26 protein-coding genes and 2 tRNA genes are annotated in these 23,928 nt (G+C 41.9%); 3 read left to right on the plus strand and 25 right to left on the minus strand.

The window, feature by feature from the left end:
* Positions 1–29 precede the first annotated feature (29 nt).
* The 16 genes from H580_RS0117590 to H580_RS0117665 form a co-directional block, all read right to left on the minus strand.
* On the minus strand, positions 30–1,469 hold the full coding sequence (locus tag H580_RS0117590) for a serine hydrolase (protein ID WP_028595950.1): 1,440 nt from the start codon (positions 1,467–1,469) through the stop codon (positions 30–32).
* Between the two features lie 26 nt (positions 1,470–1,495).
* On the minus strand, positions 1,496–1,852 hold the full coding sequence (locus H580_RS0117595) for a cupin domain-containing protein (RefSeq protein ID WP_036605399.1): 357 nt from the start codon (positions 1,850–1,852) through the stop codon (positions 1,496–1,498).
* A gap of 226 nt (positions 1,853–2,078) precedes the next feature.
* A complete protein-coding gene (locus H580_RS0117600; RefSeq protein ID WP_028595952.1) occupies positions 2,079–3,773 on the minus strand; it encodes a M3 family oligoendopeptidase in 1,695 nt (564 codons plus the stop codon).
* A 179-nt stretch (positions 3,774–3,952) separates the two neighbouring features.
* Positions 3,953–4,312: a VOC family protein gene (locus H580_RS0117605; protein WP_028595953.1), complete on the minus strand. Its 360-nt coding sequence runs from the start codon at positions 4,310–4,312 to the stop codon at positions 3,953–3,955.
* Positions 4,313–4,386: 74 nt separating this feature from the next.
* On the minus strand, positions 4,387–4,875 hold the full coding sequence (locus tag H580_RS0117610; RefSeq protein ID WP_245583585.1) for a GNAT family N-acetyltransferase: 489 nt from the start codon (positions 4,873–4,875) through the stop codon (positions 4,387–4,389).
* Between the two features lie 31 nt (positions 4,876–4,906).
* Positions 4,907–5,602 carry a class I SAM-dependent methyltransferase gene (locus tag H580_RS0117615; RefSeq protein ID WP_028595955.1) on the minus strand — a complete coding sequence of 232 codons (696 nt, stop codon included), beginning with the start codon at positions 5,600–5,602 and terminating at the stop codon, positions 4,907–4,909.
* A gap of 24 nt (positions 5,603–5,626) precedes the next feature.
* Complete coding sequence (locus H580_RS0117620; protein WP_245583586.1) at positions 5,627–6,136, minus strand: DUF4269 domain-containing protein; 510 nt, start codon at positions 6,134–6,136, stop codon at positions 5,627–5,629.
* 191 nt (positions 6,137–6,327) lie between these two features.
* Positions 6,328–6,855, minus strand: coding sequence for a GNAT family N-acetyltransferase (locus H580_RS0117625; protein WP_028595957.1), 528 nt, complete (start codon positions 6,853–6,855; stop codon positions 6,328–6,330).
* A gap of 63 nt (positions 6,856–6,918) precedes the next feature.
* Entirely contained in the window at positions 6,919–7,470 is a 552-nt protein-coding gene (locus tag H580_RS0117630; protein WP_028595958.1) for a nucleotidyltransferase family protein, read from the minus strand.
* Between the two features lie 103 nt (positions 7,471–7,573).
* Complete coding sequence (locus tag H580_RS0117635) at positions 7,574–8,098, minus strand: GNAT family N-acetyltransferase (protein ID WP_036605400.1); 525 nt, start codon at positions 8,096–8,098, stop codon at positions 7,574–7,576.
* A gap of 49 nt (positions 8,099–8,147) precedes the next feature.
* Positions 8,148–8,369: a PolC-type DNA polymerase III domain-containing protein gene (locus H580_RS0117640; RefSeq protein WP_169449381.1), complete on the minus strand. Its 222-nt coding sequence runs from the start codon at positions 8,367–8,369 to the stop codon at positions 8,148–8,150.
* Entirely contained in the window at positions 8,323–8,481 is a 159-nt protein-coding gene (locus tag H580_RS26265; RefSeq protein ID WP_157282973.1) for a hypothetical protein, read from the minus strand. The genes H580_RS0117640 and H580_RS26265 overlap by 47 nt, the downstream gene beginning before the upstream one ends.
* Positions 8,482–9,055: 574 nt before the next feature.
* Positions 9,056–10,801, minus strand: a complete 1,746-nt coding sequence (locus H580_RS0117650; RefSeq protein WP_028595961.1) for an ABC transporter ATP-binding protein — start codon at positions 10,799–10,801, stop codon at positions 9,056–9,058.
* Positions 10,802–10,909: 108 nt separating this feature from the next.
* On the minus strand, positions 10,910–11,437 hold the full coding sequence (locus H580_RS0117655) for a TlpA family protein disulfide reductase (RefSeq protein ID WP_028595962.1): 528 nt from the start codon (positions 11,435–11,437) through the stop codon (positions 10,910–10,912).
* 9 nt (positions 11,438–11,446) lie between these two features.
* Positions 11,447–11,962: a MauE/DoxX family redox-associated membrane protein gene (locus H580_RS0117660; protein ID WP_028595963.1), complete on the minus strand. Its 516-nt coding sequence runs from the start codon at positions 11,960–11,962 to the stop codon at positions 11,447–11,449.
* Between the two features lie 170 nt (positions 11,963–12,132).
* Positions 12,133–12,777: a response regulator transcription factor gene (locus H580_RS0117665; protein ID WP_028595964.1), complete on the minus strand. Its 645-nt coding sequence runs from the start codon at positions 12,775–12,777 to the stop codon at positions 12,133–12,135.
* A 637-nt stretch (positions 12,778–13,414) separates the two neighbouring features.
* Between H580_RS0117665 and H580_RS0117670 the strand changes: the two genes are divergently transcribed.
* Positions 13,415–13,490, plus strand: a tRNA-His gene (locus H580_RS0117670).
* An 8-nt stretch (positions 13,491–13,498) separates the two neighbouring features.
* Positions 13,499–13,580 (plus strand) — tRNA-Leu (locus tag H580_RS0117675).
* A 683-nt stretch (positions 13,581–14,263) separates the two neighbouring features.
* Here the strand turns inward: H580_RS0117675 and H580_RS0117685 are convergent.
* The 5 genes from H580_RS0117685 to H580_RS0117705 all read right to left on the minus strand — a co-directional run bounded on the left by H580_RS0117685 (position 14,264) and on the right by H580_RS0117705 (position 18,620).
* The gene (locus tag H580_RS0117685; protein ID WP_028595966.1) at positions 14,264–14,872 is read right to left on the minus strand and encodes an HD domain-containing protein; all 609 of its coding nucleotides are present in this window, start codon (positions 14,870–14,872) and stop codon (positions 14,264–14,266) included.
* 1 nt (position 14,873) lies between these two features.
* Positions 14,874–15,581: a class I SAM-dependent DNA methyltransferase gene (locus H580_RS0117690; RefSeq protein WP_028595967.1), complete on the minus strand. Its 708-nt coding sequence runs from the start codon at positions 15,579–15,581 to the stop codon at positions 14,874–14,876.
* 39 nt (positions 15,582–15,620) lie between these two features.
* Positions 15,621–16,076, minus strand: a complete 456-nt coding sequence (locus H580_RS0117695; protein ID WP_028595968.1) for a RidA family protein — start codon at positions 16,074–16,076, stop codon at positions 15,621–15,623.
* Positions 16,077–16,105: 29 nt separating this feature from the next.
* Positions 16,106–16,906 carry a PP2C family serine/threonine-protein phosphatase gene (locus H580_RS0117700; RefSeq protein ID WP_028595969.1) on the minus strand — a complete coding sequence of 267 codons (801 nt, stop codon included), beginning with the start codon at positions 16,904–16,906 and terminating at the stop codon, positions 16,106–16,108.
* Positions 16,907–17,360: 454 nt separating this feature from the next.
* Positions 17,361–18,620, minus strand: a complete 1,260-nt coding sequence (locus tag H580_RS0117705; protein WP_036605401.1) for an MFS transporter — start codon at positions 18,618–18,620, stop codon at positions 17,361–17,363.
* A 385-nt stretch (positions 18,621–19,005) separates the two neighbouring features.
* Here H580_RS0117705 and H580_RS0117710 point away from each other — a divergent pair, with 385 nt between their 5' ends.
* Positions 19,006–20,463, plus strand: a complete 1,458-nt coding sequence (locus tag H580_RS0117710; RefSeq protein ID WP_028595971.1) for an aldehyde dehydrogenase family protein — start codon at positions 19,006–19,008, stop codon at positions 20,461–20,463.
* A 114-nt stretch (positions 20,464–20,577) separates the two neighbouring features.
* Here H580_RS0117710 and H580_RS0117715 read toward each other — a convergent pair whose 3' ends face one another.
* From H580_RS0117715 to H580_RS0117730, 4 genes are all read right to left on the minus strand, one after another.
* Positions 20,578–21,648: a Gfo/Idh/MocA family protein gene (locus H580_RS0117715; protein WP_028595972.1), complete on the minus strand. Its 1,071-nt coding sequence runs from the start codon at positions 21,646–21,648 to the stop codon at positions 20,578–20,580.
* 119 nt (positions 21,649–21,767) lie between these two features.
* Positions 21,768–22,619, minus strand: coding sequence for a DNA alkylation repair protein (locus H580_RS0117720; RefSeq protein WP_211224416.1), 852 nt, complete (start codon positions 22,617–22,619; stop codon positions 21,768–21,770).
* Positions 22,620–22,632: 13 nt separating this feature from the next.
* Positions 22,633–23,088 carry a GNAT family N-acetyltransferase gene (locus tag H580_RS0117725; RefSeq protein ID WP_036605402.1) on the minus strand — a complete coding sequence of 152 codons (456 nt, stop codon included), beginning with the start codon at positions 23,086–23,088 and terminating at the stop codon, positions 22,633–22,635.
* 291 nt (positions 23,089–23,379) lie between these two features.
* Positions 23,380–23,595 carry a hypothetical protein gene (locus H580_RS0117730; protein WP_425414135.1) on the minus strand — a complete coding sequence of 72 codons (216 nt, stop codon included), beginning with the start codon at positions 23,593–23,595 and terminating at the stop codon, positions 23,380–23,382.
* Positions 23,596–23,928: the final 333 nt, after the last annotated feature.

Below are 23,928 nucleotides of genomic sequence, written 5' to 3' on the forward strand. Positions count from 1 at the left end.
TTGATCGAACTCAGGATAATAACTATTTACTATCGTTCACTTAATAGCTTCTCTATTATGTGAACCCCTTCTTCATGTGAAGGGTCCAATTCAACAGATCGCTTATAATGCTCTAATGCAAGCTGCTTATCCCCTCGCATCAAGAGCAGTTCTGCCATGCTGTCATGCAAGTTCGAGGAATCTGGATACTGAGCAAGCGAGATGCTCAACATATCGATCGCCTCATTCAACCGCCCTGCTCTCATAAGCTCATAAGCTACATAGTTGAATTCACCTTCGATGAGCAAATACGGCTCCAACCCTTCCAATCGGATCGCATGATAGCGGTCCCATGCCTTTGCTATCCCATCATTGATGATCGTCTTAGCCATCAAGCGGGCCAGCGACTGCTTCGTATATGGAACTTCTTCACCCATCAGCACATCCATAATACTTGTACACATAATTTGAGTGCCAATATAATCCGAATTTATCATAAGAACAACTGCTGCACCAAGATCAGGCAGAAGAATAAAGTTACTTCTAAACCCTGTATCACGACCGCTATGGGTAAACACGCGATGACCTTTATATTCGCCAAAATACCAGCCTAGGCACATTTCGTTGAATATTCCACCCATCCCTGTCATAACCTGACTCTGCCACATCGCAGCATAGCTTGCCGCTTCTACAATACAAGCTCCATTCAAGCTGCCATTTTGCAAATGAGCCAATGCATATCGGCACATCTCTATTGGATTAGAGATGAGGGTAGAGCTTGGACCATGCGAACGGTTGTAAGGGAATATATCACTAACTATGGATGTGTATCCTTCGTCAATGCTTAGTACATGCGGCGTAACAATCTTCTCTTCCGGTATAGATAATTTCAAAAAGTGACTTTCATTCATGCCGAGAACATCAAGAATATGATCCTTCATATACTGCTCAAAAGACTTGCCAGACACTTTATGAATGACATCGCCTAATACTTCATACGCCATATTGCTGTACGCATACTTAGTGCCAGGTTCCCACATCAATGAGCGATCACGAATGCTCTTTACATACCGCTCTAGAGCTTCATCATCAAACTGAGGCTTATCCCAGTTAAACTCATCTTCATCTGGCATACCTGATACGTGGCTTAACATTTGCCTAATCGTAATGTTCTTATACCGGTCATCTTCCAATTGAAAGTAAGGAAGGTATTCGATAACATGGGAATCCAGATCTATCCTCCCTTTCTCAACCAACTGCATAATGCCCGTCGAGACAAACGTTTTCGAAACCGATGCCATGTGGAATAACGAGTGTTCGTTCACAGGCTCTTTCGTATCCACATTTTTAACACCAAAACCTTTTGTATAAATGATTTCCTTATTATATACCACGCCTATCGCTAAACCTGGAACCGATTCTTTTACGACAAAATCATTAATAATAAGATCCAATTGATTGATTAAACTCTGCTTATGTTTGTTACTCATCTATAACACCCCACGAATTCATAGAATTAGAGTGCTGACTCGTCTATGAATACGGTGTCTCCGTCCAAGTGTTCGAAACATAAATTCACAGTTCGCTGTAAAGCACGAGTTCGATGGATCACTCCCTTAGGAATCGTAATCACATCATGAGGCTTTAAGGAAACGGTTGGTCTATCCTGAAAATCAATGAACAGTTCACCTTCAATCACGATGAACATTTCATCGCATGTCTCATGATAGTGCCATCGGTATTCTCCTGTAATGACAGCGATTCGAAGACAACTTTCATTGACTTTGTTCAACACGAAGTTCGTATACGTATCTTGAATACTGCTGCTAATCTGATCCAAGTTCATGACTTCTAGCTGTTCATACTTGCACATTGGTCGTTACCTCCTCTTAGTTGCACATGTCGCATGCCTCCTTTTGTCTAGAAATCACCGTATTATTGAGTCACTCTTTCTAATCGCGGGGTTCATTTAAGAAAAGTTAACCATATTAACAATACCATATTATTCCTCACAACAATAGATTTTCATATAAAAAAGCCACACGCATAGCGTATGGCTCCGTTACCTTTATTCCATCGTTATAGAACCTTTGTTCATTTTACAATACTGTATCATCAATTCCATTCAAATAGCTTTCAATGTTGCCAATAACAGATTCCACACAGCCATCTTCAAATGGAGACAATAGCCCTGCCACTTTCACCAAGCTTGTGAAGGACTTGCTTCCACCTTCTTTACATAGCGTTAAGTAGTCAGCCCAAGCTGACTTCCAATCCTCATTCGCACGCTTCCAGAATTGGAAGGCGCAAATTTGAGCCAATGTATAGTCGATGTAATAGAATGGTGCCGTGAAAATATGACTCTGCTTATGCCAGAATCCACCTTGCTCTAAGTAATCATTGCCTGCATAGTTGCGATGCGGCAAGTATTTCTTCTCCAGATCGCGCCATGCTTGCTTACGCTCAGCAGGTGTTGCTTCCGGATTGCTGTATACATAGTGTTGGAAGGCATCCACAGCGACGCCGTATGGAATGAAGCTCAATGAGGAGGCAAGATGGTTAAATTTATACTTGTCCGCATCTTCCTCAAAGAATTTGTCCATCCAAGGCCATGCAAAGAACTCCATGCTCATCGAATGAATCTCAGCAGACTCCATCGTTGGCCACAAATATTCAGGCACTTCAAAATGTCGGCTTTCATACACTTGGAAAGCATGACCAACCTCATGTGTAAGGACATCGATATCATCCAATGTACCGTTAAAGTTGGAGAAAATAAATGGAGCCTTGTAATCGTTAAAATATGTACAATAGCCACCGCTTTGCTTGCCTTTTTTGCTCACCAGATCCATCAGGTCATGCTCCTGCATAAATGTGAAAAATTCATGCGTTTCAGGCGAAAGCTCCTCATACATCTTCGCGCCGTTGTTCTCAATCCACTCTGGATCGCCTTTGGGCGTTGCATTACCAGACTTAAAGGTAAAGTTTTCATCATAGTAGTTCAGCTGCTCTACACCAATGCGGTTACGCTGACGCTCCTTAAGCTTAGAAGCCACTGGAACGATTCCATCTGCCACCTGTTGTCTAAATTTCGCAACCATGTCTGCATTATAGTCAGTACGACTCATTCGTGCATAGCCTAGCTCGACAAAATTCTCAAAACCAAGCTTCTTCGCTATTTTCGTACGCACTTTGACAAGATCATCATAAATACGATCAAGCGCAGCTTCGTTGTCCGCCATAAATTGATATCTTGCTTCAGCAGCACGCTTTCTAAGTTCACGATCTGTGGACATCTCAAACGGGACGAGCTGTGCCAACGTACGCTCTTCACCTTCAAATGGTATTTTCGCGGATGCGATAAGCTGATCATATTCTGTAGACAGCTTGTTCTCCAATTGAAGGTCTTCGATAACTTCTGGACTGAACGTCTTCACGGACAACTCAGCTAATTGAAACAGCTGGCTGCCCCACTTTTGCTCCAGTTGTGCACGGAATGGGGATTGCACAAGCGCCTCATAGTACTCGCTGACGTATTCTTGAAAAATGGGCAGCGCCTCATTAACAAAGTCTTGCTCTGCCTTATAAAACTCATCTGTTGTATCAATCGAGTGACGTACGACAGCCAATTGACCAAGAGTTCCAATTTCATTACGAAGCTTGTTAATTTCTGTAATTACTTGCTCTTGCTCTTCAAGACTATTTGCGGCATGAAAAGCACTAATCAACTGTCTAAATTGCTCCCCTACAGCTTGCATATCCGGTCGTTCATAGCGAAACTCAGCGAATTTCATAGACATAGCCTCCCCTTTTACAATCCTCTCAACTATTATACTAAACGATTGCTATTCTATTCCAATACTAATTTGAATATAGGTCAAAAATAGTCCTTCTATTTTCGTATAGGTATAACAAAATAGAGCAGTTCGGCTGCTCCATTTTGTTATATTTCTATGCGATTATGCAATCACTTTTAGCCTTTACTCCTATATTGGATAAGCCCAAAACTTATTCCCGTAGGATCAACGAGATAAGCAAGATAAAAATCATCAAACTCCATTTTATCCCGGAGTACTTTCGCACCTTGTTCCACAGACCGAGATATAGCCGTATCGATACATTCCACTTCTATCGTTACCCGAGTGCCGTGTGGATAATCGACAGGCCCTTCAACGATGCCGCCATCTATTCCTACATGATTATCCGCACCTGTTACGATGGAATGATAGCCCCAATCTTGAGCTGTTACTTTCCAATCGAACACCTTCGAATAAAACGCCGCTGCCTGTTCTGGATGCTGACTATTTAGCTCGAATAATACAACACGTCCCATATCATCGACCCCCAGCATATTTTTACAATAATTAACTCCATCCAATTATACTTGACGAACATCAAACATGACAATCATGATAATTGGTCTGACAAAATTTTTTCAAAACAAAGGCTGCTGTCACTATCAGCATATGGACCGAATCGCTCAATTTCATAGAAACCGTATTTTTTGTAAAAATGAATAGATTCCGGCTGCTTGTCTCCCGTCTCCAAGCGAATCGTTGTATACTTTTGCTCTCTAGCAAGAAGCTCAAGCCTCATTAATATTTTTGCAGCGATTCCTTGCTGTCGATACGCTGCATCTACGAAAAAGCGTTTTAATTCCGTCATTTCTTCATTTAATGGGCGAATGGCTCCGCAGCCAACAGGAGTTTCGCCATCATAAGCTAATACAAATTGAACTTCATCAATATGCGGATCATTGAAGTCCATCCCAAAAATATCTTCAGGCGGGTACCGTCGCAGCAAATCTTCATCCAGTCTAGCAACAGTAGGTTGTACATCTGGGTGATGCGGTGTGACATATTCCAATCGAATCGTGCTCATAGGTATCCTCTCCATCTCTGCATTCTCCCTTGATTGGCGATTTTTATTAACTGAACTTTGAACCATTACATTCATTCTTGTTCATAAATCCGCTTCCCTTTTCCAATTGAACATCCCAATCTTCATACAGCTCCTGCAAAATGCGGAAAGCTTCTTCTGTTCGCAGATTAAGCTCTATTACGCCAGCAACCGTTTCCCTAGTAATTTGATCGACTTCGGTTATTTCTGTACTCATTAAAATACAATTCACACCGCCACTTTTCGTCCCACGAATCATCCTTTTCACCACAGCACGAAAAGCTTCTTCAGACGACATATGCTCCAAACAGGAGCAAGAGACGATGTAGTCAAATGAGTCTCGATGAATCACATAATGTTCAGCATCCGCCACAACACCTTCTATTCGATCGTTAATTCCATGATTCCTAGCATTGTCCATTAATTTATCAATGGCAGATGGAATAAGATCCACGCATACTACGACGCCATCTTGCTCACGAATTCGCTTGGCAATAGGAATACTGTTTCTGCCAACCCCGCAAGCAAGATCCAATACTCGAAACGCAGCACCCTTTTGCAAATTGTCTTCTAGCGAATTATTTTTTAGCAGCTTATCCAAGTAATCAAGCACCACTTGTACCGGCTTGGACAGCCAAGTGCCAGACTCAAACAATTCCGCCTGTTTATAAAACTGTTCGTGATACTCGATTTCGGCTGCGCGCGCCTGCTTAAAAGCACTCATGTGATCACCCCAAATGAAATAGGATTAGTTGAAGCTCCGAAACCGTATAATGAATTGGCTCAACTGTTCCTCGTCCCAATCTGATAGCTCCAGCAGTCTCTCATATGGATCTCCTTCAAGCTGCAGCAGCTCTGCGAAAGCCGGCTCCGTCTTATATCCGTTCTCCTTCAACTGCCTAATTGCGTCGTAACCATCGCTCCCCAACAGCTGCAAAATTCGATGCTCCACCATCATGTGACGGTACCCATTTTGACGTGTTGTTGGTATTGGCTGAGCAAATATCTCAATCTCCCAATCTTGAAAGCGAAAGTTTACCACTGCATAAGGATTTAGCATATCGGAATGAATCGTGTGCTGGTATTGTTCCTCCCATTGAAATGCAGCTGACGTATAGTCCACGAAAGCTTCCAAATCATGTACTTCACAAACAATATCCAAATCACTGTTTGATACATGTATATCGATTGGAATCGTGCCGACAAAAATCGGATTATAGGAGCGAAGTAGTTGCATTATGTTTAAACGACGCAACACGGAATAGACCTCCCGCTGCGTTTCATTACCTTGCAGTAAATAATCTATTTGTATAAAGTCACATTCATTTGAATAAGCCATGAGCCCATGCCTCTCCAGCTTCTGTCCTTAGACTACTTAAAGAAACCGAGTGCGGCAAACACTCGGCTAAATCATAGAAAGGAATGCATTGCGTTTCAATATTATGCCAATTATAATAGTTTGAGCATATGGATGTCGAGCGGTTCTTTGGCGAACAACTCTTGATCAATGTCATTCGTTATATCACAGCCTTGATGCTTATAAAAATAAACGGCAGACCGCGTCTCCGTTGAGGACACGTATAAATATTTCGCTCCTCTTTTACGCGCTTCATCACTAAGTTCATTCATGATCGTTGTAGCTATTCCCTGCCTGCGATAATTTCTAGATACATACATCAAGTCGATAACGAGTCGATCCTGCTCTTCACCACGGAACTGATGACCAAGCACACCAAATCCAATAAGTATATCGCCATCATAAGCTCCTAGAGCTGCTCCTCCATGGCTCAATTCATAGATGAATCGCTCTTTCATTTCAACAATCAATGCATCGTCCCAACTCGAACATTCATGCCCCGCATTTTGTTCAACCAACTTACCATCTTGCATTTCATACACATAATCAATCGTCTCAGAGCGATCAATCTGTACTAACTGATGTGCATCTTCCACTTGCATCGGTCTGTATGTATACATCTTGTCCTCCTTAATTATTGCATAATATCCAGCTATCATTACGCCCGTACAATTTATTTCCCCTCACTCTATAACACGTAATTTCGGATAAGTATTAAGCCATTTTTTCTGATATATTCTAGTATGGAAATAGTCTATATTATTAAAATAAGGGCTCCTGCGAATCACTAGGTCAAACAAATCTTCCAGACCATGCGGCGCAACAACTTGTATCTGATTGTCTTCATCCAAGTAGATTCCTGTAGCCGTAGCCGTCTCAGGCCAGCTCTTCATCGCGTCCACAACCGATGCATAAGGACCTGCATCATTTCGAAGATGCATTCTCGCTTGATTTTTGATCGACCAGTTATATTCCCCCACCCGCTCTCTTAATACAGCCTCATACAGCTTCTCTGTATCCTCACACAGATGATTGGGATCATAATAAAGAATATCCACATCATTCAATGAAGTAGGAACTGTGTATCCATGCAGGTAATCCCACACTGCATTTCTAACGTAGCCTGCTGCGATACACCAATGAGGTAAGTTTAGTTGTTTAACCAGGGCGAGGTCTCTTAGCAAGTGATTGTTAACTCGCATAATGGTGATTAATTGTTCTTGCAGTAATCTCATCCCCTTATCCAAATGGAAAAAATGCTAAGCATTTTCACGTTAATGTTCATCATCTTGGATTAACGCATGTTGTTACTTATGGTTACCTGCCTTGCCGCAACAACTATCGAGCAGCATTATTAAATACGATACCTTGACCCGTCCAATCTTCCGTAACAACATCTTTCAACTCAAATTTCCCATCCGTATACGCATGAATAACTTTTTCCCAAAATAACTTGGATACATCGTTCTTTCCGTGCTGCAGCACTTCCCAATTTCCTGTATACTTATCAAAAATATGCATTGCCGCTTCTATGCCAACGCCCGACTTTCGATATTTGCGCATAACAAAAAATTCGGCTATCGACTTGGCTGTTTCATTTGGATATAAATGACAATGCTCGTTAATCATAATAAATCCAGCTAAATTACCGTTCACTTTAATAAAATAGGCATCTCGATCATCATCCGTCCAATAATGGTCGAAGTAGGTATATCCATACAAACCTAGCTTATTGACATCCCGATCATTAAATTCACTAAAATCATATTCATACAGCTCAAGCAGTTGCCTAAGAATTGATTTTTCCTCTTCCTGCACTTCTACAATCTCAATTGCTCTATCATCTTCTTTATAAGGGTTCATATATAATACTCCTTTTCACAAAGCTAGAATGGATTGAAACTAAATGAAACTATGCTAATGGGATAATCTGAAATCGCTTCACGACAACGGGATCATTAAACTCAATATTTTGAATATTTCTAGCTTCTAATTCTTCTAACAGCCTCAAAAAGATTCGCCCAATTAATATACTGTCGCCCAATGCATCATGTCTTCTGCAATCTTCGGTGTAAATCTCGTAACGCTTAAACAAGTAATTCATCCAAATAATCTCGGCTACGTTCTGTCTCATGATTAATTCCTGTTGCTTCAAAATCAAACACATAGTACCGCTGTGCTCTGAAATTATGTATCGATACACCTGATACTGTGTAGTCTGTATCCGAGATCATGTTGATTTCCACATGCACACCTCCACTACTATTTATTAAATCAATTTTGTCATATCTTTACAACACCTTAACTAGCGAGTACTTCAATAAAGTCCGTCGCATAGTAATAACCTGTAAACAGGAAAACAGCTGGCTAGGAACAATCCCTAACCAGCTGCTTCAGATTTACTAACAATCACAGAAACTAGTATTACCACAATCTCTAATTCTGTACTCTTTATATCCCTTTGCGATACATTTAATCGTAGTACAGATGCAATTAGATGGCGTAAATATCATGGTTTCACCTCCTTGTCATAGTATCATTCAGCTTGAGCATGAAACTCATTGCTGCATAGAGAACCCATTTACATTAGCTCTCTATAACTCCCTTGTTCAAGGATACGCTTGATCCAGCACGAGAGTAAGACCCACATGCTTACAACTATCAAACGGCGCATCTACCCCTGCCACTCCCCTAGCCAGTTGTTTCATTATTACTAACAATCGCAAAAACTATTGTTATCGCATTGTCTTATTCTGTAAACTCTCTTATTGACACATTTAACTTGAGTACAATAGCAACTGCTATCATATGTTGGATTTATCATATTATCACCTCCTTGTCATAGTATAGTTCTGCTTGAGCATGAAACATCTTTGCATAGAGACCGCTCATCTGCATGAGCTCCCTATGATTTCCTTGTTCGATAACACGACCTTGATCGAGTACGAGAATAAGATCCGCATGCTTACAGCTGCCAAGCCGATGTGACACCATCAACGAAATTTTATTTGCGGTTAAGGATGAGAATAAGCGAAATAACTCGGCTTCCGCCATCGGATCCATGGAGGCTGTAGGCTCATCTAATACCACAATTTCGGCATCTCTGAAAAAGGCTCGACTAAGTGCAATCTTTTGCCACTGTCCTTGAGACAGCTCTTGTCCTCCTTCAAACATAACGCCGAGTGGTGTATCCACACCTTGTGATTGCTCAAAAACCCATCCTCCCAGACCACTTTTACGCGCTGCTTCTATCAATTCTTCCTCGTTGTCGATATGATTCAATTGACCGAATCCAATATTTTCACGCACAGACAATTGATATTGCATATAGTCTTGAAAAACAGCTGTAATTCGCTGACGATACGTTTTCGGATCCAGTTCAATGATCGGGACCCCATCATACATAACGGTTCCTTCCTGAGGTGTGTATAATCCGATTAAACACTTCACTAGCGTACTTTTCCCCGCTCCATTGTGACCAACAATAGCGACTCGCTGCCCCGGTTTAATCTGCACGGATATGTCTTTCAGAATGGGTTGTGTTGAATTCGGGTATTGAAATGTTATTTCTTGAGCTTGGATGCCCTTCTGCAATGGTCCACACAACATCAACGGATTTTTCGGTAGCTTCTCCTCTTCCATCTTCATAAACAAAATCCATTCCCCTACGTGTAAGGCATCTTGATAAAAATGAGATAAATTACGTGCCATCGCTTCAGAGCTCTGTTGTGATCCGCGAATCGCTTGCGTAATAGAGACAAATGAACCGATAGATAGAGCTCCACCTGCACATAACCACACTAATAACATACTTACTGCGTATAAAGCCCCTTCAACGACACCCTCCTGAACCGCATTAAACCTCATGCCCTTCGTCTGTAACTCAATTTGCTCATCTGCATTTTTCCAATAAAGCTTAGACCATATTTGACGTAGATAAGGAGCTATCCCATAAGTACGAATCTCTTTGGCCGAATCTCGCCCAGTCAACAACGAGAACAAATAACGAGACTTGCGAAGTGCCGTAGTTTGGCTAATCATCTGCCAAAAATGGGCTTGTCCGATGCGAATATTGATGATAAAAGAAGGGACCACAATAAGGAGAAGTGCTATTGCCATGGACCAGTGGAACCCGACAAGTACAAGGAATATGGCGACGAATGAAAAACTATCTCTACCTAGTGAAAATAATTCCTGTATAACGGTCATGGCACGATTGCTTATCCCGTTAGAGACTCTTTGTAATCGGTCGTAATAGTCTGGTTGATCGTAGGTGATCAATGGGAGCTTGACTGCTTTATCTGCGATTTGTGCTTCAATGTGATAGGCCATTTTCATTCTTAGGCGTAAAGAAATTCGATCGCTTAGAAAAGTAATAACTAGTAGACCAATAAGCAGTGCAGATTGTAGGGTAATCCAAACGAAGGTTTTATTAACAGCACTTCCGTTCTGTCCTTCCGATGTGGTGATTTGTGCTAACGCATTAATAACACCTTCCGTCACATATATTTGTATGGCTGGAATGATTGCCACGATAGTAAATAACACCACGGTAAATACGAACATTCCACGTTCAAATCTCCACAACATACCACCGATAATTGCGGCAGCCTTCCAAGCGGAGCGCTGACTACTATCACTCAGTGAACTCCCCTCCGTTACATTCAAATTTATTTAAGCGGATCGTGACATTTGTAGTAGTAATTTTAAATCATCTTCCGAGTTCACCGATCCTTTAGCTACCACTATCCCCTCTTTGTTTAAAAAGTAGGCAAAAGGAAGCACATTCACATTAAAGCTCGACAAATCATCTTCCTCGATCAGTGAAATAGGTGTTTTTATCTTAAATTCATTAACTTTCTCCGTGATCGATTCCATGTCTCCTACCATAAGACTGACAACTTTAAGCTGAGGCTGTTTTTCTTGAAATGGGGTTAACGTTGGATATAATGATGCACAATAAGCACAATTAGTTGAAGTGAATGTGACTATAGTACCTTCCGTACTCGGGCGGACTAAAGATATCATTTCTCCCGACATACTTGGTAAACTCAGAAGAGGGAACTCTTCCCCCTTTGAAAAACCTCTATTCGTGTTATAAAGCTCCCTTTTAATAGAACGCTGATAGACCTGTGCCAACGAGATAGTGACCACAATTAGCATCACGAACATAACAAGTTGGGCCCATTGCATGATATTCATTACGTCACCTCACTTTTTGAGCGTTGTCTTTCGAAATTGATGCATGGCGCTAAGTAGCCCGTATCCTGTCAATATGGATAATGTAATAAATAAGGCCGCTAGCCATTCTTGCATTTGTGCCACCTGAAGCCCTGTCGGCTGCGAGTAAACAAATAAGTAGACAACCATTGCTGCAAGCAATAGAATTCTAGCCATCGTCTTCATTCCAAATTGCTCGGGCAAAAGATTACCGAAACAGTTACAATCCAGTTCTTTCCCCCTCGCTCGCCATACAGACCAGCTAAAGCTTAGCAATAGCGCACCAATACCGATTTGTCCGATTACACGCGTCTCCTCTACTAATATCAGGATCGCAACGATGAATTCAGTCGCCGGAATTACTCGAGTACCTAGGGGAACCAACTTGCCAACCACACCGAGTTGTTCAAGTGTCCTGCGAAATGGTAGCGGATTCATAAACTTAGAAGCTGCACTCGCAAAAAAAATAACTGACAGAAAAATTTGTATAAATGCTGCTAGGTTCAATTTTATTCCCCCTAATCAGGTTAGCTCTGTTACATCCATAATAGTTCCATATGGAAAATGATATAAGTACTAACTTTATTAGGTACCCTTTAAAGTAATATCCACCATAAATCAAAGCTGCACTCGCCAAGTACATTACTAGAGCATAGACGCTCAATGCCCTCTCACATTTATGTATGAAGCATTTTTTTATGATGAGCAAGTTTTGCCGCTTCCTTGCTAGAATTAACTTGAAGCTTTTTTAAAATTCGATTGACATGATTTTTGACAGTTCTCTCAGCAATGCAGAGCTCTTCTTGTACTCGTGACAACGTATATCCTTTATAAATTAAACGAAGTATTTCTTTTTCCATGTGAGTTAATACTTTTGAGCGGGCTTCATATAATAAGCGGGAGTGGTTTTCTATTAGAAGTTGGACAGAAGAATTAGACCATAGAGGATTACGCTTCATTGTATGTCTAATAATGCTAGGCAGCTCATGAAGATAACTTTTACCCAAAAAATTATTCATACCAGCTTGATTGGCTTCAATCATCCATTCGAGATCGACATGAGATGACAACACTACAATCGGACAATTAAACTCCTCCTTAATTTTCCTCAAGAGCTCTAATCCCGAGAAATAACCTTCTACATGCAAATCAACTACAGCAGCATCAATACAATCTGAACAATTAGATACACATTCTTGAAAATTTTCTAGCTTGTTGATATGACATTGAATAATCCAATTTTCCCTATCACACGCTAGTTGCTCCCGAATACGTTCTCCCCACTTCGGACAGCCTTCGACGAGAATTAGTTTCTTTTCCATTTAATTAGCCACCTTCTTGCACGATGCTGCTCGGTGGTTGTCTGCCCTACGTCTAATGTTTGCACTCCTTCTGCATTGTCGCCAGTAGCGGCGCTTCAAGTAACAACGATGACCATCATAAACATGAGCAGGAGCAACATTTTTTCTCATTATTTTCTTCCTCCCTATCATCTATCCTACCACTAGTATCCCGTATCGTTGCACCATCAGTATAATGTGGAGATATATGAGCAATTAGATAGACTTCTGTTGAAGTTGTAAAAAATCTGGGGTAAGTGGCTCCCTGATGTCCACTTGTGCGAGGTTATAAAAGTGCGGGTGTGGACTCACTATACAGCGTACATGTGACCAACGTGTGTACGATGTGTGTAATTTTAGCGTTCCTTGTCACAGTCAAGTACAGTATCGGAATGAACCAAGATAAGATGTCATTAGTCTACAGACGATAAATAAAGAAGAAATAAAGATTCGTTTAAGAAAAAATAAAATATTCTTGCTACTGAGTACAGACATATGTCGAAGAGAAACTGATGTGCTTTCATCAACATTATTGACTCACACTTTATTTGCCATAATTTGTTTGTTGCGTTCAATTCGTACGTATGATAAATTATATTCTTGTAAGGCAAACGTTATGGCGATCGTGGCGAAGTGGTTAACGCACCGGTTTGTGGATCCGGCATTCGGGGGTTCAATTCCCCTCGGTCGCCCCATACGATTTGCCGATGTGGTGGAATTGGCAGACACGCCGCACTCAAAATGCGGTGCCGCAAGGCTTGCCGGTTCGAGTCCGGCCATCGGTATTACAGCAAAAAGAGCGATAAAATGATTGATTATCAATCACTTTATCGCTCTTTTTCTATTCGCCTCTTTCTAGTCCTTGTTTTTCCCCTTGGACAGCTTATCTCTTTACTCCCATCAGTACAATAACGTCATATCCCTCTTCTTCATTAAAATGATTCGAATAAAGTTCTCGTTCAATTATCTACAACGCGTGCCTACTTCCTCGATTTTTGAGTATCCGTATACAAACAAATTGTAACATTCTAGTGACCAAATAATACACAAGTGCAAATGCTCCTCCATATAAAACGGACCCGATCACAAATCCCCTATAAGACAATCCAGTTAATAATCCAAAGAAAATAAATACCGTAATAAATCCGCCAACAATGTATAACAGAATGGCAATCATTTCTCTTATAGAAGTACTTACTTTCATTGTTCTAAGTTGATTATCCACTCCTATAGAATAAAGAACGGCCACTACAATATAAATCAATAACAAAACTATAAATAGTAACATGAATTGATCAAAAAAAGAAAAGTAATAGGTGTTAGACAAACGTTCAGATTCAGGAACCGTATTGATATAGGCTAGCGTGAAACTGATTAGGAACGAAGAAAGAAATGAACTAGCTATTCTAATAAATACGTTCATATTTTCCTCCTAAAAAAAAATGATTTATCGCATGAGTAATAAAGCTTATAACTTAACCCTTAACTCATAATATGCATCTCGCAGCCACGGATGAACCACCTTCAACTGCGCCTGCCGCTGCCATAAATAATCGATATAGCTAAAACAAGCTTTATCCAGCGATTGTTCCAATGCTTGTTTAATCTCATACCAATAAGGAGGTTTGCCTGGTTGATCCCACGCAATCTTATCTGCTACGAATAGTACTTTATCTAGCTCTGTTGGATTGGCGCGTAAAGTCGTATGACATCCTGCAGCATCTACGATCTGATGGTCATCCACTTTAAAAAGATCAATCGCCATTTGTCTAGACAGCTTCTGATGAATAATCATCGGAAAAACCTCCTCCTCCAGAAGCACTTCAATGCTAAGCTCCTGCGCAGTGGCGATCCGTTCTTCGTTCGGAATAACTGCACTTATATCATGCAAATATCCGCTATAGGCGGCTGCATCAGGATCGATACCATATTGAAGAGCAATATTACGCGCTTCATCCCCGACATCTAAGCAATGCTGTGCAGTATCTGGACGACCATTATCCACAAGAAATTGGTAGGTATCATGGCGTAAATCACCCGTAAGCGGTTTTACGATTAACTTTTGGTAACAATCCATCTTATTTCCACCTCGCTAAACGTAGTACATACATACCTCTGCCGATCAGCCCAACGGGATCATATTCCACTTTCATCCTTACCGATTCAAAGGCTCGTGTTAGTTCTTCTTGCCTAAACAACCCTAGCTCATGGCGTTCTTTCCTATGTTCAATACCTGCCTTCGAACCTATTAAATATTCAAAGTTCAAGATCGACAACTCATTTTCCGTATCCGCATGAGTCATTCGGCAAATGTGATATTCTTCTGTTTGGTGCTGAATCATCGAGACGAATCCTTGCTGCCACGCATCAGGAGTAAACCATGGCTCAATTAATATCAAGCCGCCATCCTCTAAATGATTGCTAAACTGCTGCACTGTACGCACAACAGCATCTAGCGTTTTCGCATATGCTATCGAGCTGAACAAGCACATGACCACATCATATTTATGACCTACATCAAACTGAGTCATATCTTCACACCAGAAGCTCGAATCCAGATTTCTCTGCTGCGCAAGTGCTACGAATTCCTTATTCAGATCAATTCCATCCACTTTATAATGTTGATTCAAAAATTCAACATGTTTACCTGTGCCGCAGGCTACGTCCAATACCGACTTTGCATCAGGATGTCGGCTCTGAATATATTCGCGAATTTGCTCTGATTCTTGCTTATAATCTTTAAAGCTATATATAACATCGTATAGTTGCGCACTCTTCTCAAACATGTATGATCCCTCCCTACAAAGTAAGAAACTATCCCTTTTTTATTCTTCTACCAAGAAAATAGAATCGACGATAATCGGGAGATTGTCTCTAACCGATATTGCCCCAAGTACTGATCTTGCGTGCACGCCTTTATCTGCAAATACTTCATACATTAAATCGGAATATCCATTCAGCACCTTCGCATGCTCTTCAAATTCAGGCACTGCATTGATAAATCCCTGCACTTTGACAACCCTTTTCACGCGATCCAGCGTTCCTAGAGCATCCTTGACCACAGCTAGTACCTCAATAGCTGCTTCCCTCGCAAATTGGTAGCCTTCCTCTGCTGTAAACTCTTTTCCCAATTTTCCTTTCGGCTTGCCAGACGGCCCTTTCCCTGAAACAAACATCATTCCATTTACAACGACATAATTCGCATAGCTTCCAGCAGGGTTGCTTACTTCTGGCAGTACAAGTCCCAACTCTTTAAGTCTGGATTCAACAAGTGTTGACATATTCGTTCCTTCTTTCTATAAGTTATGGTTTACTTTTGCATAAGATCAGATGGAATTAATCCCTCTTCCTCACTGTGGTAGCCCCAACAAACAATGGTCGCGCTATCCTTGCCATCCATACGATACACATGTTGAAGTACTTCATCCACACACGCTGAAGTCGGACGCTCCTGATACAACGCTTCATACAAGTGATTCAGATTGTCAAAATAGTTATCTTCCGTATCCAGCACACCGTCTGTCAGCACAACGATCTCATTGCGACCTTTCCGAAGCTGCCTCCTTCCCACTGTATAGCACGGTACAGGTAAAGAAAAACTGTTTACATGGCCTACCCATTCAAAAAACTGCCTCTGGTTCAGTGCAACTTGACCTAACCGCTTCAACTCAGGATGAAGCACATAGGCAGCGCAATCGCCTACAGACAACCACCACACATACGGCCCACATTGGTAAACGATAATACAAGCAGTTTCACCTTTCATACTGCGGCAAGCCTCTATCGATGATTCACTTTGAAAGAGGTTTACAAAGAAAGATTCTAATTTTGCAAAAGCATCTTCGCCACGTAATAGAGACAACAACTGTTCTTGCTTCTGCTCTAGAGCCTCCATTAGCCATTCTGCACTTTCAGCGCTGTAATGGGCGTCCAACACCATCGTAAATGCCCACTGTCCTTGAGGATCGACAAGTACAAATGCGCCATCTTCGTTTTTCCATGAACCTGATCCTGTATGACCTCCATAGCAGCCAATTGTTACATGCCCGATAGTGGTCACATGTACCTCATCCAAATAAAGATTGTCTTTGCCTAACCAACTATGTTTCATAAGGTAGATCCTCTCCTCTAAAGCGCTGTCGTTCACATGTCACACTTTTTGTTTCTGGTTTTTCTATCTAAAATTACATTCTCTCTTCAAAAGCTGGCTTACTTCACACCATGCCCTTCTTGCACATATATTTGTTGGTTAATTTTTACTATGCAACATAATTATCGTACCAAATATCCCCACCCACATACAATTCAACTTTTTTTGCCATCGATATTTGGTTACAAAAAAACAAAAAAAGCCTAATAGCTGCTGCTTAAAGCATCTTTCAGGCCTGATTTATACTATAAATCATATGATTCGAACTTTTAGAAGGGGTACTTCATAATAGATCCTTAGCCACAATAATTCCATGGAATCCTTCTTACGAATGTTTGAGTATGTTCTTGCGCAAAAATAAGCTTCATTAACTATTATGAATAGTATCGTAAATATGATTAACATACTGATGGCCTCATTGTACTTGCCTCGTTTTCCCCTTCACCCCAATTACAGCCGGAATGAGTAGTAACGAAAGCAACCCCCCGACAATCGAAAGCGTACCAAAGCTGTAGTGAGCCGCAACAACCCCAGACACAACACCGCCGGACGCTCCTGCCAACGCAACCAGCACATCTACTGATCCTTGCGTCTTAGCCCGCGTGCTCGTTTCCGTGCCGTCAACGATTAGAGCCGTACCACTAATTAGTCCAAAATTCCAACCAAGCCCAAGCAAAGCAAGCGCTGCAATTAGCAAAGGCAGTGAATCAGGAGGCGCCAGCGCTGCCAATATACCCGAAGAGAGAAGGGTTATCCCTGCCGCGACAATAATGACTGTGCGTCCTAACCTATCTACCAAAACACCTGTAATGAGCGAAGGAAGATACATGGCTCCGACATGAATACCGATAACAAGTCCGACGTCACTTAATCCATGCCCATGATGCATCATATGAATAGGTGTCATCGTCATAATTGCGATCATCGTCAACTGTGTCACGACCATAACCGTTGCCCCAAGTGCAACAACCTTTTTGTTTACACCAACTGAATGCGAATGCACCTGATTCGTATCTCGAATAGCGGCTTGCTCATTGGCAGCGGCAATTACTTTCGCCAGCACCAATGGATCAGGACGGAGAAACAAATACAGCACAAGACCTGCGAGTATGTAAGCAACTGCTCCAAGTATAAATGGTCCGGCTAGTGCAGGCACCCCAATCGAAGCAGCAAATGCCCCCATCACCTCTACCAGATTAGGTCCCGCTACAGCACCAAAAGTCGTCGATACCATCGCAATACTAATAGCAGTAGCCCGCTGATGCGGCAAGGCCAAGTCTGTTCCTGCATACCGTGCCTGCAAATTAGTTGCAGTGCCCACGCCATATACGAGCAGTGAGGCAAACAATAATACAATGTTGCTATATATAGCTGCGATTACAATACCAATTGCCCCGATTCCACCCGTCATAAATCCTGTTACGAGACCCACTCGCCGACTATATCGCTGTGATAGTCGCCCTACCATTAACGCTGCTACTGCAGACCCGAGAGTAAACAACGCTACTGGCACTCCTGCATAGCTGTCTGTGCCCAACATTTCCTGAGCAAGCAAGGCTCCTACAGTAATTCCGGCCGCCAAACCCGCTCCTCCGAACATTTGAGAGATTACGATTACTATTAAGGTACGTTTAAATAATTTGCGATGAAGCTCTGGAGATACAATATCGTTCATTTCGCTCCCCCTCTTTATATGTCTATGAATGGATTTATTATATACTAAAAATAACCAATGTACGAGAAGTTCATTATTTCTCCATTCTCTTTGTTTTATATAACTTTCTCTTTCGTGACATCAAATTTATTTTCGTCTTTGAAATCGTCCATACCCAATCACTTCATGCTTGTAGTATAGTAAGATTGCATTCCCGTCATTGCTCATCAAATCCTTCCTTCTATGCTGCAATTGTCTACACAAGTTTGAGATTCATCCATTTCAATCCCGTTTAAAATGTTATAAGTTCTTTCTCTGCATATTCATAATTTGACTAGCATTCACAGTTGATATTACTAGCCTCAAATCTAATAACTACTATGATCATAGAAAGGGATGGAATCATATGAATACATATAGCGATTGGAACTTGCAATATATAGGTGGCGAATGGCGTGAGGGAAACAGCACCACGATGTACGAAAATAAAAATCCGTATAACGATGACATCATATCAACTATTAAACTTGCTAACAAAAATGATGTTCAGGAAGCCTATACAGCCGCACAAAAAGCACAGTCAGAATGGGAGTCTGTAAATGCTTTTCAAAAAGCAGAAGTGTTCGAAAAAGCCATTGCCATCATGAAGGCGCGGCGTGATGAAATATGTGAACTTCTTATTAAGGAAACTGGTTCCACCTATGCCAAAGCAAGTGTTGAACTGGACTTTTGTATTTCTATTACAAGAGAAGCGGCGAGCTTTCCAATGCGCATGGTTGCAGAAATAGTTCCATCCCTTATTCCTAATAAAGAAAATCGAGTCTTCCGTCGACCTGTTGGAGTAGTTGGCGTCATCAGTCCATTTAATTTCCCTATGTACTTGTCTATGCGCTCAGTAGCGCCTGCATTAGCAGCCGGAAATGGCGTCGTCTTGAAGCCAGATAAGCAAACTGCGATTAGCGGAGGCTTGTTGATAGCAAAAATTTTCGAAGAGGCTGGTCTTCCAGCAGGACTTTTGCATGTTATCGTCGCATCGAGCAGTGAAATTGAGGATAGCTTCACAGAAAACCCTATTCCACGGGTCATTTCGTTTACCGGTTCCACACAGACAGGACTACATATTGCTCAAGTTTGTGCTAGAACGATGAAGAAAGCTGCTTTGGAATTAGGTGGAAACAATCCACTACTCGTCTTGGAAGATGCAGATGTAGAACGCTCGGTCCAATCCGCCATTTACGGAAAGTTCTTTCATAATGGTCAAATCTGCATGGCCATTAATCGTATCATTGTCCATGAAAGCATTTATGAGACCTTTGTCGAACAGTTCGTGAAAGCTGCCAACATGTTGAAAGTGGGTGACCCCCGAGACCATTCCAATATGATTGGCCCACTCATTAACAAACAAGCGGTAGAACGGATTACGGAAACCATTACAAAGGCTAAACAGGAAGGCGCACAAGTAGTGTTGGAGGGCCAAATAAATGGGAACGTCATGTCTCCATTCGTCTTAACTTCCAATACCAATGACGTTGCTACCGCTCAACATGAAATGTTTGGGCCCGTTGCGACGATCATTCCTTTTAAAACAGAACAAGAAGGTATTGCGATAGCGAACGACAGTCCTTATGGTTTAAGTGCTGCTGTGCATGCCGGTTCTATAGAAAAAGGGGTTCAGGTAGCCAAACAAATTGTATCCGGTATGGTTCACGTCAATGACCAGAGCGTGAATGATGAGCCACTCATTGCATTTGGCGGAGAAAAAATGTCTGGATTAGGCCGTTTTGGCGGCAAATGGTCGCTTGAGGAGTTTACGACTTTACAGTGGATATCTACACAGAACGAGCCTCGTGAATATCCATTTTAAATAGAAGGTGAAGTACGGATCGTGCATCTTATAACGAATGCGAAATCATCCTTTATTAGGTGCACGATCCGCTCTACCTATTCACGCTCCGTCTTACTCTACAACACGAATAAGCTATACAATCATGACCTTTCTATGCTGCTCAGCTGACTGCTGAATCGCATCCAACACAAGCTGCACACGATGCCCATCAACGAAGGTAGGGATATCGCATGCCGTCTTTCCCTCCACAATGGATTGGTAAACACCATTCAGCATCGGATACAAACCACTGTAATACGGCACTGCTGAATCAGCCAACCCCGACGGAGGCTCACACACTGACAGAGCAATCTGTTCAAATGCTCCTCCCTCACTCACTTCGACATCCGTATCATTAGTCATACGAAGCGTGCCCTTAGTCCCGTAAACCTCCAAGCACCAGCCATTTCCTCGCACCGCTGAAAATAATAAATCTACAACAAATGATGCCCCTTGCTGAAAGTGACCGATAACTGAAAAAGCATCATCTGCATCCCGCTGCTCCGCTCTATCATCACTTGCACTAGCATGTGTTGGAACTTTCGTGCTCAATTCCGCATACACATCGCTAATCTTCTTATCCATCCACCATTGTAAAGCATCGATCATATGCGACCCAATCGCAAACAACATCCCGCCGCCCGCGCTCTTACTGCCTTCCCAGCCGCGTGACTGGTTCGTTAACATCGAATACCCCGAGAAGCTGCCATGATATTTCATATGCTGAATACGACCTAATTTTCCACTTTGGATGATTTGTTTAATCGCTTGTCTGACGGGAGTTAGTCTCCATTGGAAATGAACAAAACCCCGCACGTCAGAGAGCCGCTGCTGCTCAAGCATCGCTTTCGTTTCCACTGCATTCATACCTAGCGGCTTCTCACACAACACATGCACTCCTTTGCGAAGTGCTACCATTGTCATATCATAATGATTTGGAGGGGCGGAAGCCACAACAACAAGGTCCAACTCCTCCTGATCGATCATGTCCTGCCAATTCGTGTATACCTGTTGAATACCTGTGCTACGCTGTACATTCTGAACTCTCCCTCGATACATACTTGCGATTGCCTTCACCTCAAACCCTTCATGCGATTGGAGAATTGGGGCGTGCACAGACGCCCCAAAGCCAGTACCTATAATCCCAACTCGAATTTGCTTCATCTCGCTCAGCTCCCTTAGAAGTTACGTTAGATTAGAAATAGCGATGGATCACTTGGACATGTTCCTCACAAACCTATATACAGGTGAATAAAGCCCGATCTTTCTGAACTAGTTACTCCCTATTTCTTCAACAACGTTCGAGTTGCCCGCTTCACGATCTTAGCCGTTTCTTTGGAATCAGATGCCTGTATCCATTGCTCGCATACTTCGTGCACCCATTCCGGCCTCGACTTGCTGGCATCGTTCAACCAATTGCCTACAGAGTCCTGCACATACTTGGATGGATCTGACTTTACCTGCTCCAACAAAGGCAGCGCCAGTTCCGGCTGAAACTTCAGCTTTTGAATATGGCTTGTCCATACCCCGCAAGGTCTCGTAGCTTCCACCGCGAATCGACGAATATTAGCATCTTCTTCCGTCGTCCAAGCAGAAAGCATTTCAATAGCAGAGGTCAAATTCCGAGCGATATCATCGCGGACTGCCATCCAAGCAATCTCTCTCACGCCAAAATGCTGATCCGCTGCAAATCTCTTCATTTTCTCCAACTTCTGCTGCAAAGTTAAATCAATATCCGAACTAACCATATAACATCCCCAGCATCGTACACTGTCAGAACCATATTCCATAATAGACTCCATCAGCATCGCACGCTGCTGCACATCCTTCACCTCACGAAGAGCTTCATACAGCATTTTTCCAATAAGAGGAATCAACTTCATAACTTTCTGCTCTTTCAACTGATTGATTTGCTGTAAAATGGGTTCCACAAGATGGCCTAACTCCAACCGAGGCAGTACGTGCTGCACGAGTACACTATGATCAACAGCAAGCCATTCCATCAAATTCACACTTGTCAGAACGCCTTCATTAAGCCATAGTTTTACATCTTCGGGAATGTCAGCAGCACGCACCGCCCCTTTTCGGTTCACAATATGTTCTGGAAAAAAGTAAGTCCTTCCTTGCGATACCATATAGACAGCTCCTCTATATATTTTTTACGAAACCGATAGATGACTCACGATCATAGCCAATCGATTCATAGAAATAATGTGCAGCTTGTCGTGAAGCACTCGAAAATAGCTCCGTACGATAACAATTCCGTTCGACTGCAATCTGTTCGATCCGTTCCATCAGCAGTTTACCAACGCCAAGACCTCGATAGCTGCTGGAGACGATCACATTTTCAACCACCATAAACGAACGGCAGTCTAGCAACAGATCCTGGCATACAATTCCCATAACGCTGCCCATTAATTGCCCAGCCTCATTTTTAGCGCCAATAATGTAATAATCCTCATTCTGTTGCAGCCGTAAAAATTGTTTCTTTATTTGTTCCACGTGAAGCTCATGGTCAACTAGTTCTTTATATAACTCTACTAATGCCTCCAGATGATCTGTTGATACACGGTCAATCGTAATCCTTGATGTAGATTCCATCATGTACTGCCTCCTTTACGAAAAGAGCCCTAGGTAGCTTTCCTATCTACAGGGCTGGGAATAGAGCTAAACAACAACTTATATATCCATAATTATACACATGACAAACTATGAATGGAAATGACATGCCTTTTCAATTGGATATACGTAATAACTCACACAACAAAACTAGATTCGAACTACCTATGAAATAATAAAAACCAGCTGCCTATGACATATAGATAGCTGGTTAGTTTAAGGCTAATTATTTTTTAGCAAACGCAAGAGTTACACATCTCCCATATACCTCAGATGTTAATCCATATCCACGCTCGGAACTGCAGCAAAGAACACATCAGTCACTTCTCTTTGAAACACTGCCTGTACATATTCTGAAATATGCGCTAACTCTTCCTCTGTCTTGTACTCCAAGCACGGACGACCTTCACAGCTCAGTACGGTGCAGCTGAATTTTTCTTTCACATGCTCAATGACAAAGTCCTGATCCGCAACCATACTGCTCTGCTTCACATGATTCATCTCCCTCATGAAGTATGGAACGATACGAATATTTTGAATATACCTAGATAAAAATCATTTAGTCCTAACTATGTATTACTTCATTTCCTCAGCTACATCCAATGAGATATATCACACTCTATTCTATCGGCTCCACCAAGTAGCCTAACTATGACCTAGCTATCTACCCTTCGGGATATTTCAATAATTATGTCTGAAGCAAGTTTGGGAACTCACTACATCATTCATACCTTCCTTTCATCAATCCATTTTCGCAAAGCATTACGCTCGTAAATGGCTAAAATGCTTCTGATAAGGTTAGGACAAAAATGCAGTTCATTTACC

The organism is Paenibacillus assamensis DSM 18201, from assembly GCF_000422445.1.
Lineage (GTDB): Bacteria > Bacillota > Bacilli > Paenibacillales > Paenibacillaceae > Paenibacillus_B > Paenibacillus_B assamensis.

Bases quoted from the DNA above. Each gene is read 5' to 3' on its own strand.
- H580_RS0117610 (WP_245583585.1), bottom strand. From the start codon at position 4,875: ATGGAGAGGATACCTATGAGCACGATTCGATTGGAATATGTCACACCG.
- H580_RS0117640 (WP_169449381.1), bottom strand. From the start codon at position 8,369: ATGAGACAGAACGTAGCCGAGATTATTTGGATGAATTACTTGTTTAAG.
- H580_RS0117725 (WP_036605402.1), bottom strand. From the start codon at position 23,088: ATGATGGAATCTACATCAAGGATTACGATTGACCGTGTATCAACAGAT.
- H580_RS0117590 (WP_028595950.1), bottom strand. From the start codon at position 1,469: ATGAGTAACAAACATAAGCAGAGTTTAATCAATCAATTGGATCTTATT.
- H580_RS0117600 (WP_028595952.1), bottom strand. From the start codon at position 3,773: ATGAAATTCGCTGAGTTTCGCTATGAACGACCGGATATGCAAGCTGTA.
- H580_RS0117715 (WP_028595972.1), bottom strand. From the start codon at position 21,648: ATGAAGCAAATTCGAGTTGGGATTATAGGTACTGGCTTTGGGGCGTCT.
- H580_RS0117615 (WP_028595955.1), bottom strand. From the start codon at position 5,602: ATGAGTGCTTTTAAGCAGGCGCGCGCAGCCGAAATCGAGTATCACGAA.
- H580_RS0117705 (WP_036605401.1), bottom strand. From the start codon at position 18,620: ATGAACGATATTGTATCTCCAGAGCTTCATCGCAAATTATTTAAACGT.
- H580_RS0117695 (WP_028595968.1), bottom strand. From the start codon at position 16,076: ATGTCAACACTTGTTGAATCCAGACTTAAAGAGTTGGGACTTGTACTG.
- H580_RS0117650 (WP_028595961.1), bottom strand. From the start codon at position 10,801: ATGTTCGTATTTACCGTGGTGTTATTTACTATCGTGGCAATCATTCCA.
- H580_RS0117685 (WP_028595966.1), bottom strand. From the start codon at position 14,872: ATGGATTGTTACCAAAAGTTAATCGTAAAACCGCTTACGGGTGATTTA.
- H580_RS0117630 (WP_028595958.1), bottom strand. From the start codon at position 7,470: ATGAGATTACTGCAAGAACAATTAATCACCATTATGCGAGTTAACAAT.
- H580_RS0117655 (WP_028595962.1), bottom strand. From the start codon at position 11,437: ATGAATATCATGCAATGGGCCCAACTTGTTATGTTCGTGATGCTAATT.
- H580_RS0117595 (WP_036605399.1), bottom strand. From the start codon at position 1,852: ATGTGCAAGTATGAACAGCTAGAAGTCATGAACTTGGATCAGATTAGC.
- H580_RS0117625 (WP_028595957.1), bottom strand. From the start codon at position 6,855: ATGTATACATACAGACCGATGCAAGTGGAAGATGCACATCAGTTAGTA.
- H580_RS0117665 (WP_028595964.1), bottom strand. From the start codon at position 12,777: ATGGAAAAGAAACTAATTCTCGTCGAAGGCTGTCCGAAGTGGGGAGAA.
- H580_RS0117605 (WP_028595953.1), bottom strand. From the start codon at position 4,312: ATGGGACGTGTTGTATTATTCGAGCTAAATAGTCAGCATCCAGAACAG.
- H580_RS0117635 (WP_036605400.1), bottom strand. From the start codon at position 8,098: ATGAACCCTTATAAAGAAGATGATAGAGCAATTGAGATTGTAGAAGTG.
- H580_RS0117710 (WP_028595971.1), top strand. From the start codon at position 19,006: ATGAATACATATAGCGATTGGAACTTGCAATATATAGGTGGCGAATGG.
- H580_RS0117700 (WP_028595969.1), bottom strand. From the start codon at position 16,906: ATGAAACATAGTTGGTTAGGCAAAGACAATCTTTATTTGGATGAGGTA.
- H580_RS0117690 (WP_028595967.1), bottom strand. From the start codon at position 15,581: ATGTTTGAGAAGAGTGCGCAACTATACGATGTTATATATAGCTTTAAA.
- H580_RS0117720 (WP_211224416.1), bottom strand. From the start codon at position 22,619: ATGGTATCGCAAGGAAGGACTTACTTTTTTCCAGAACATATTGTGAAC.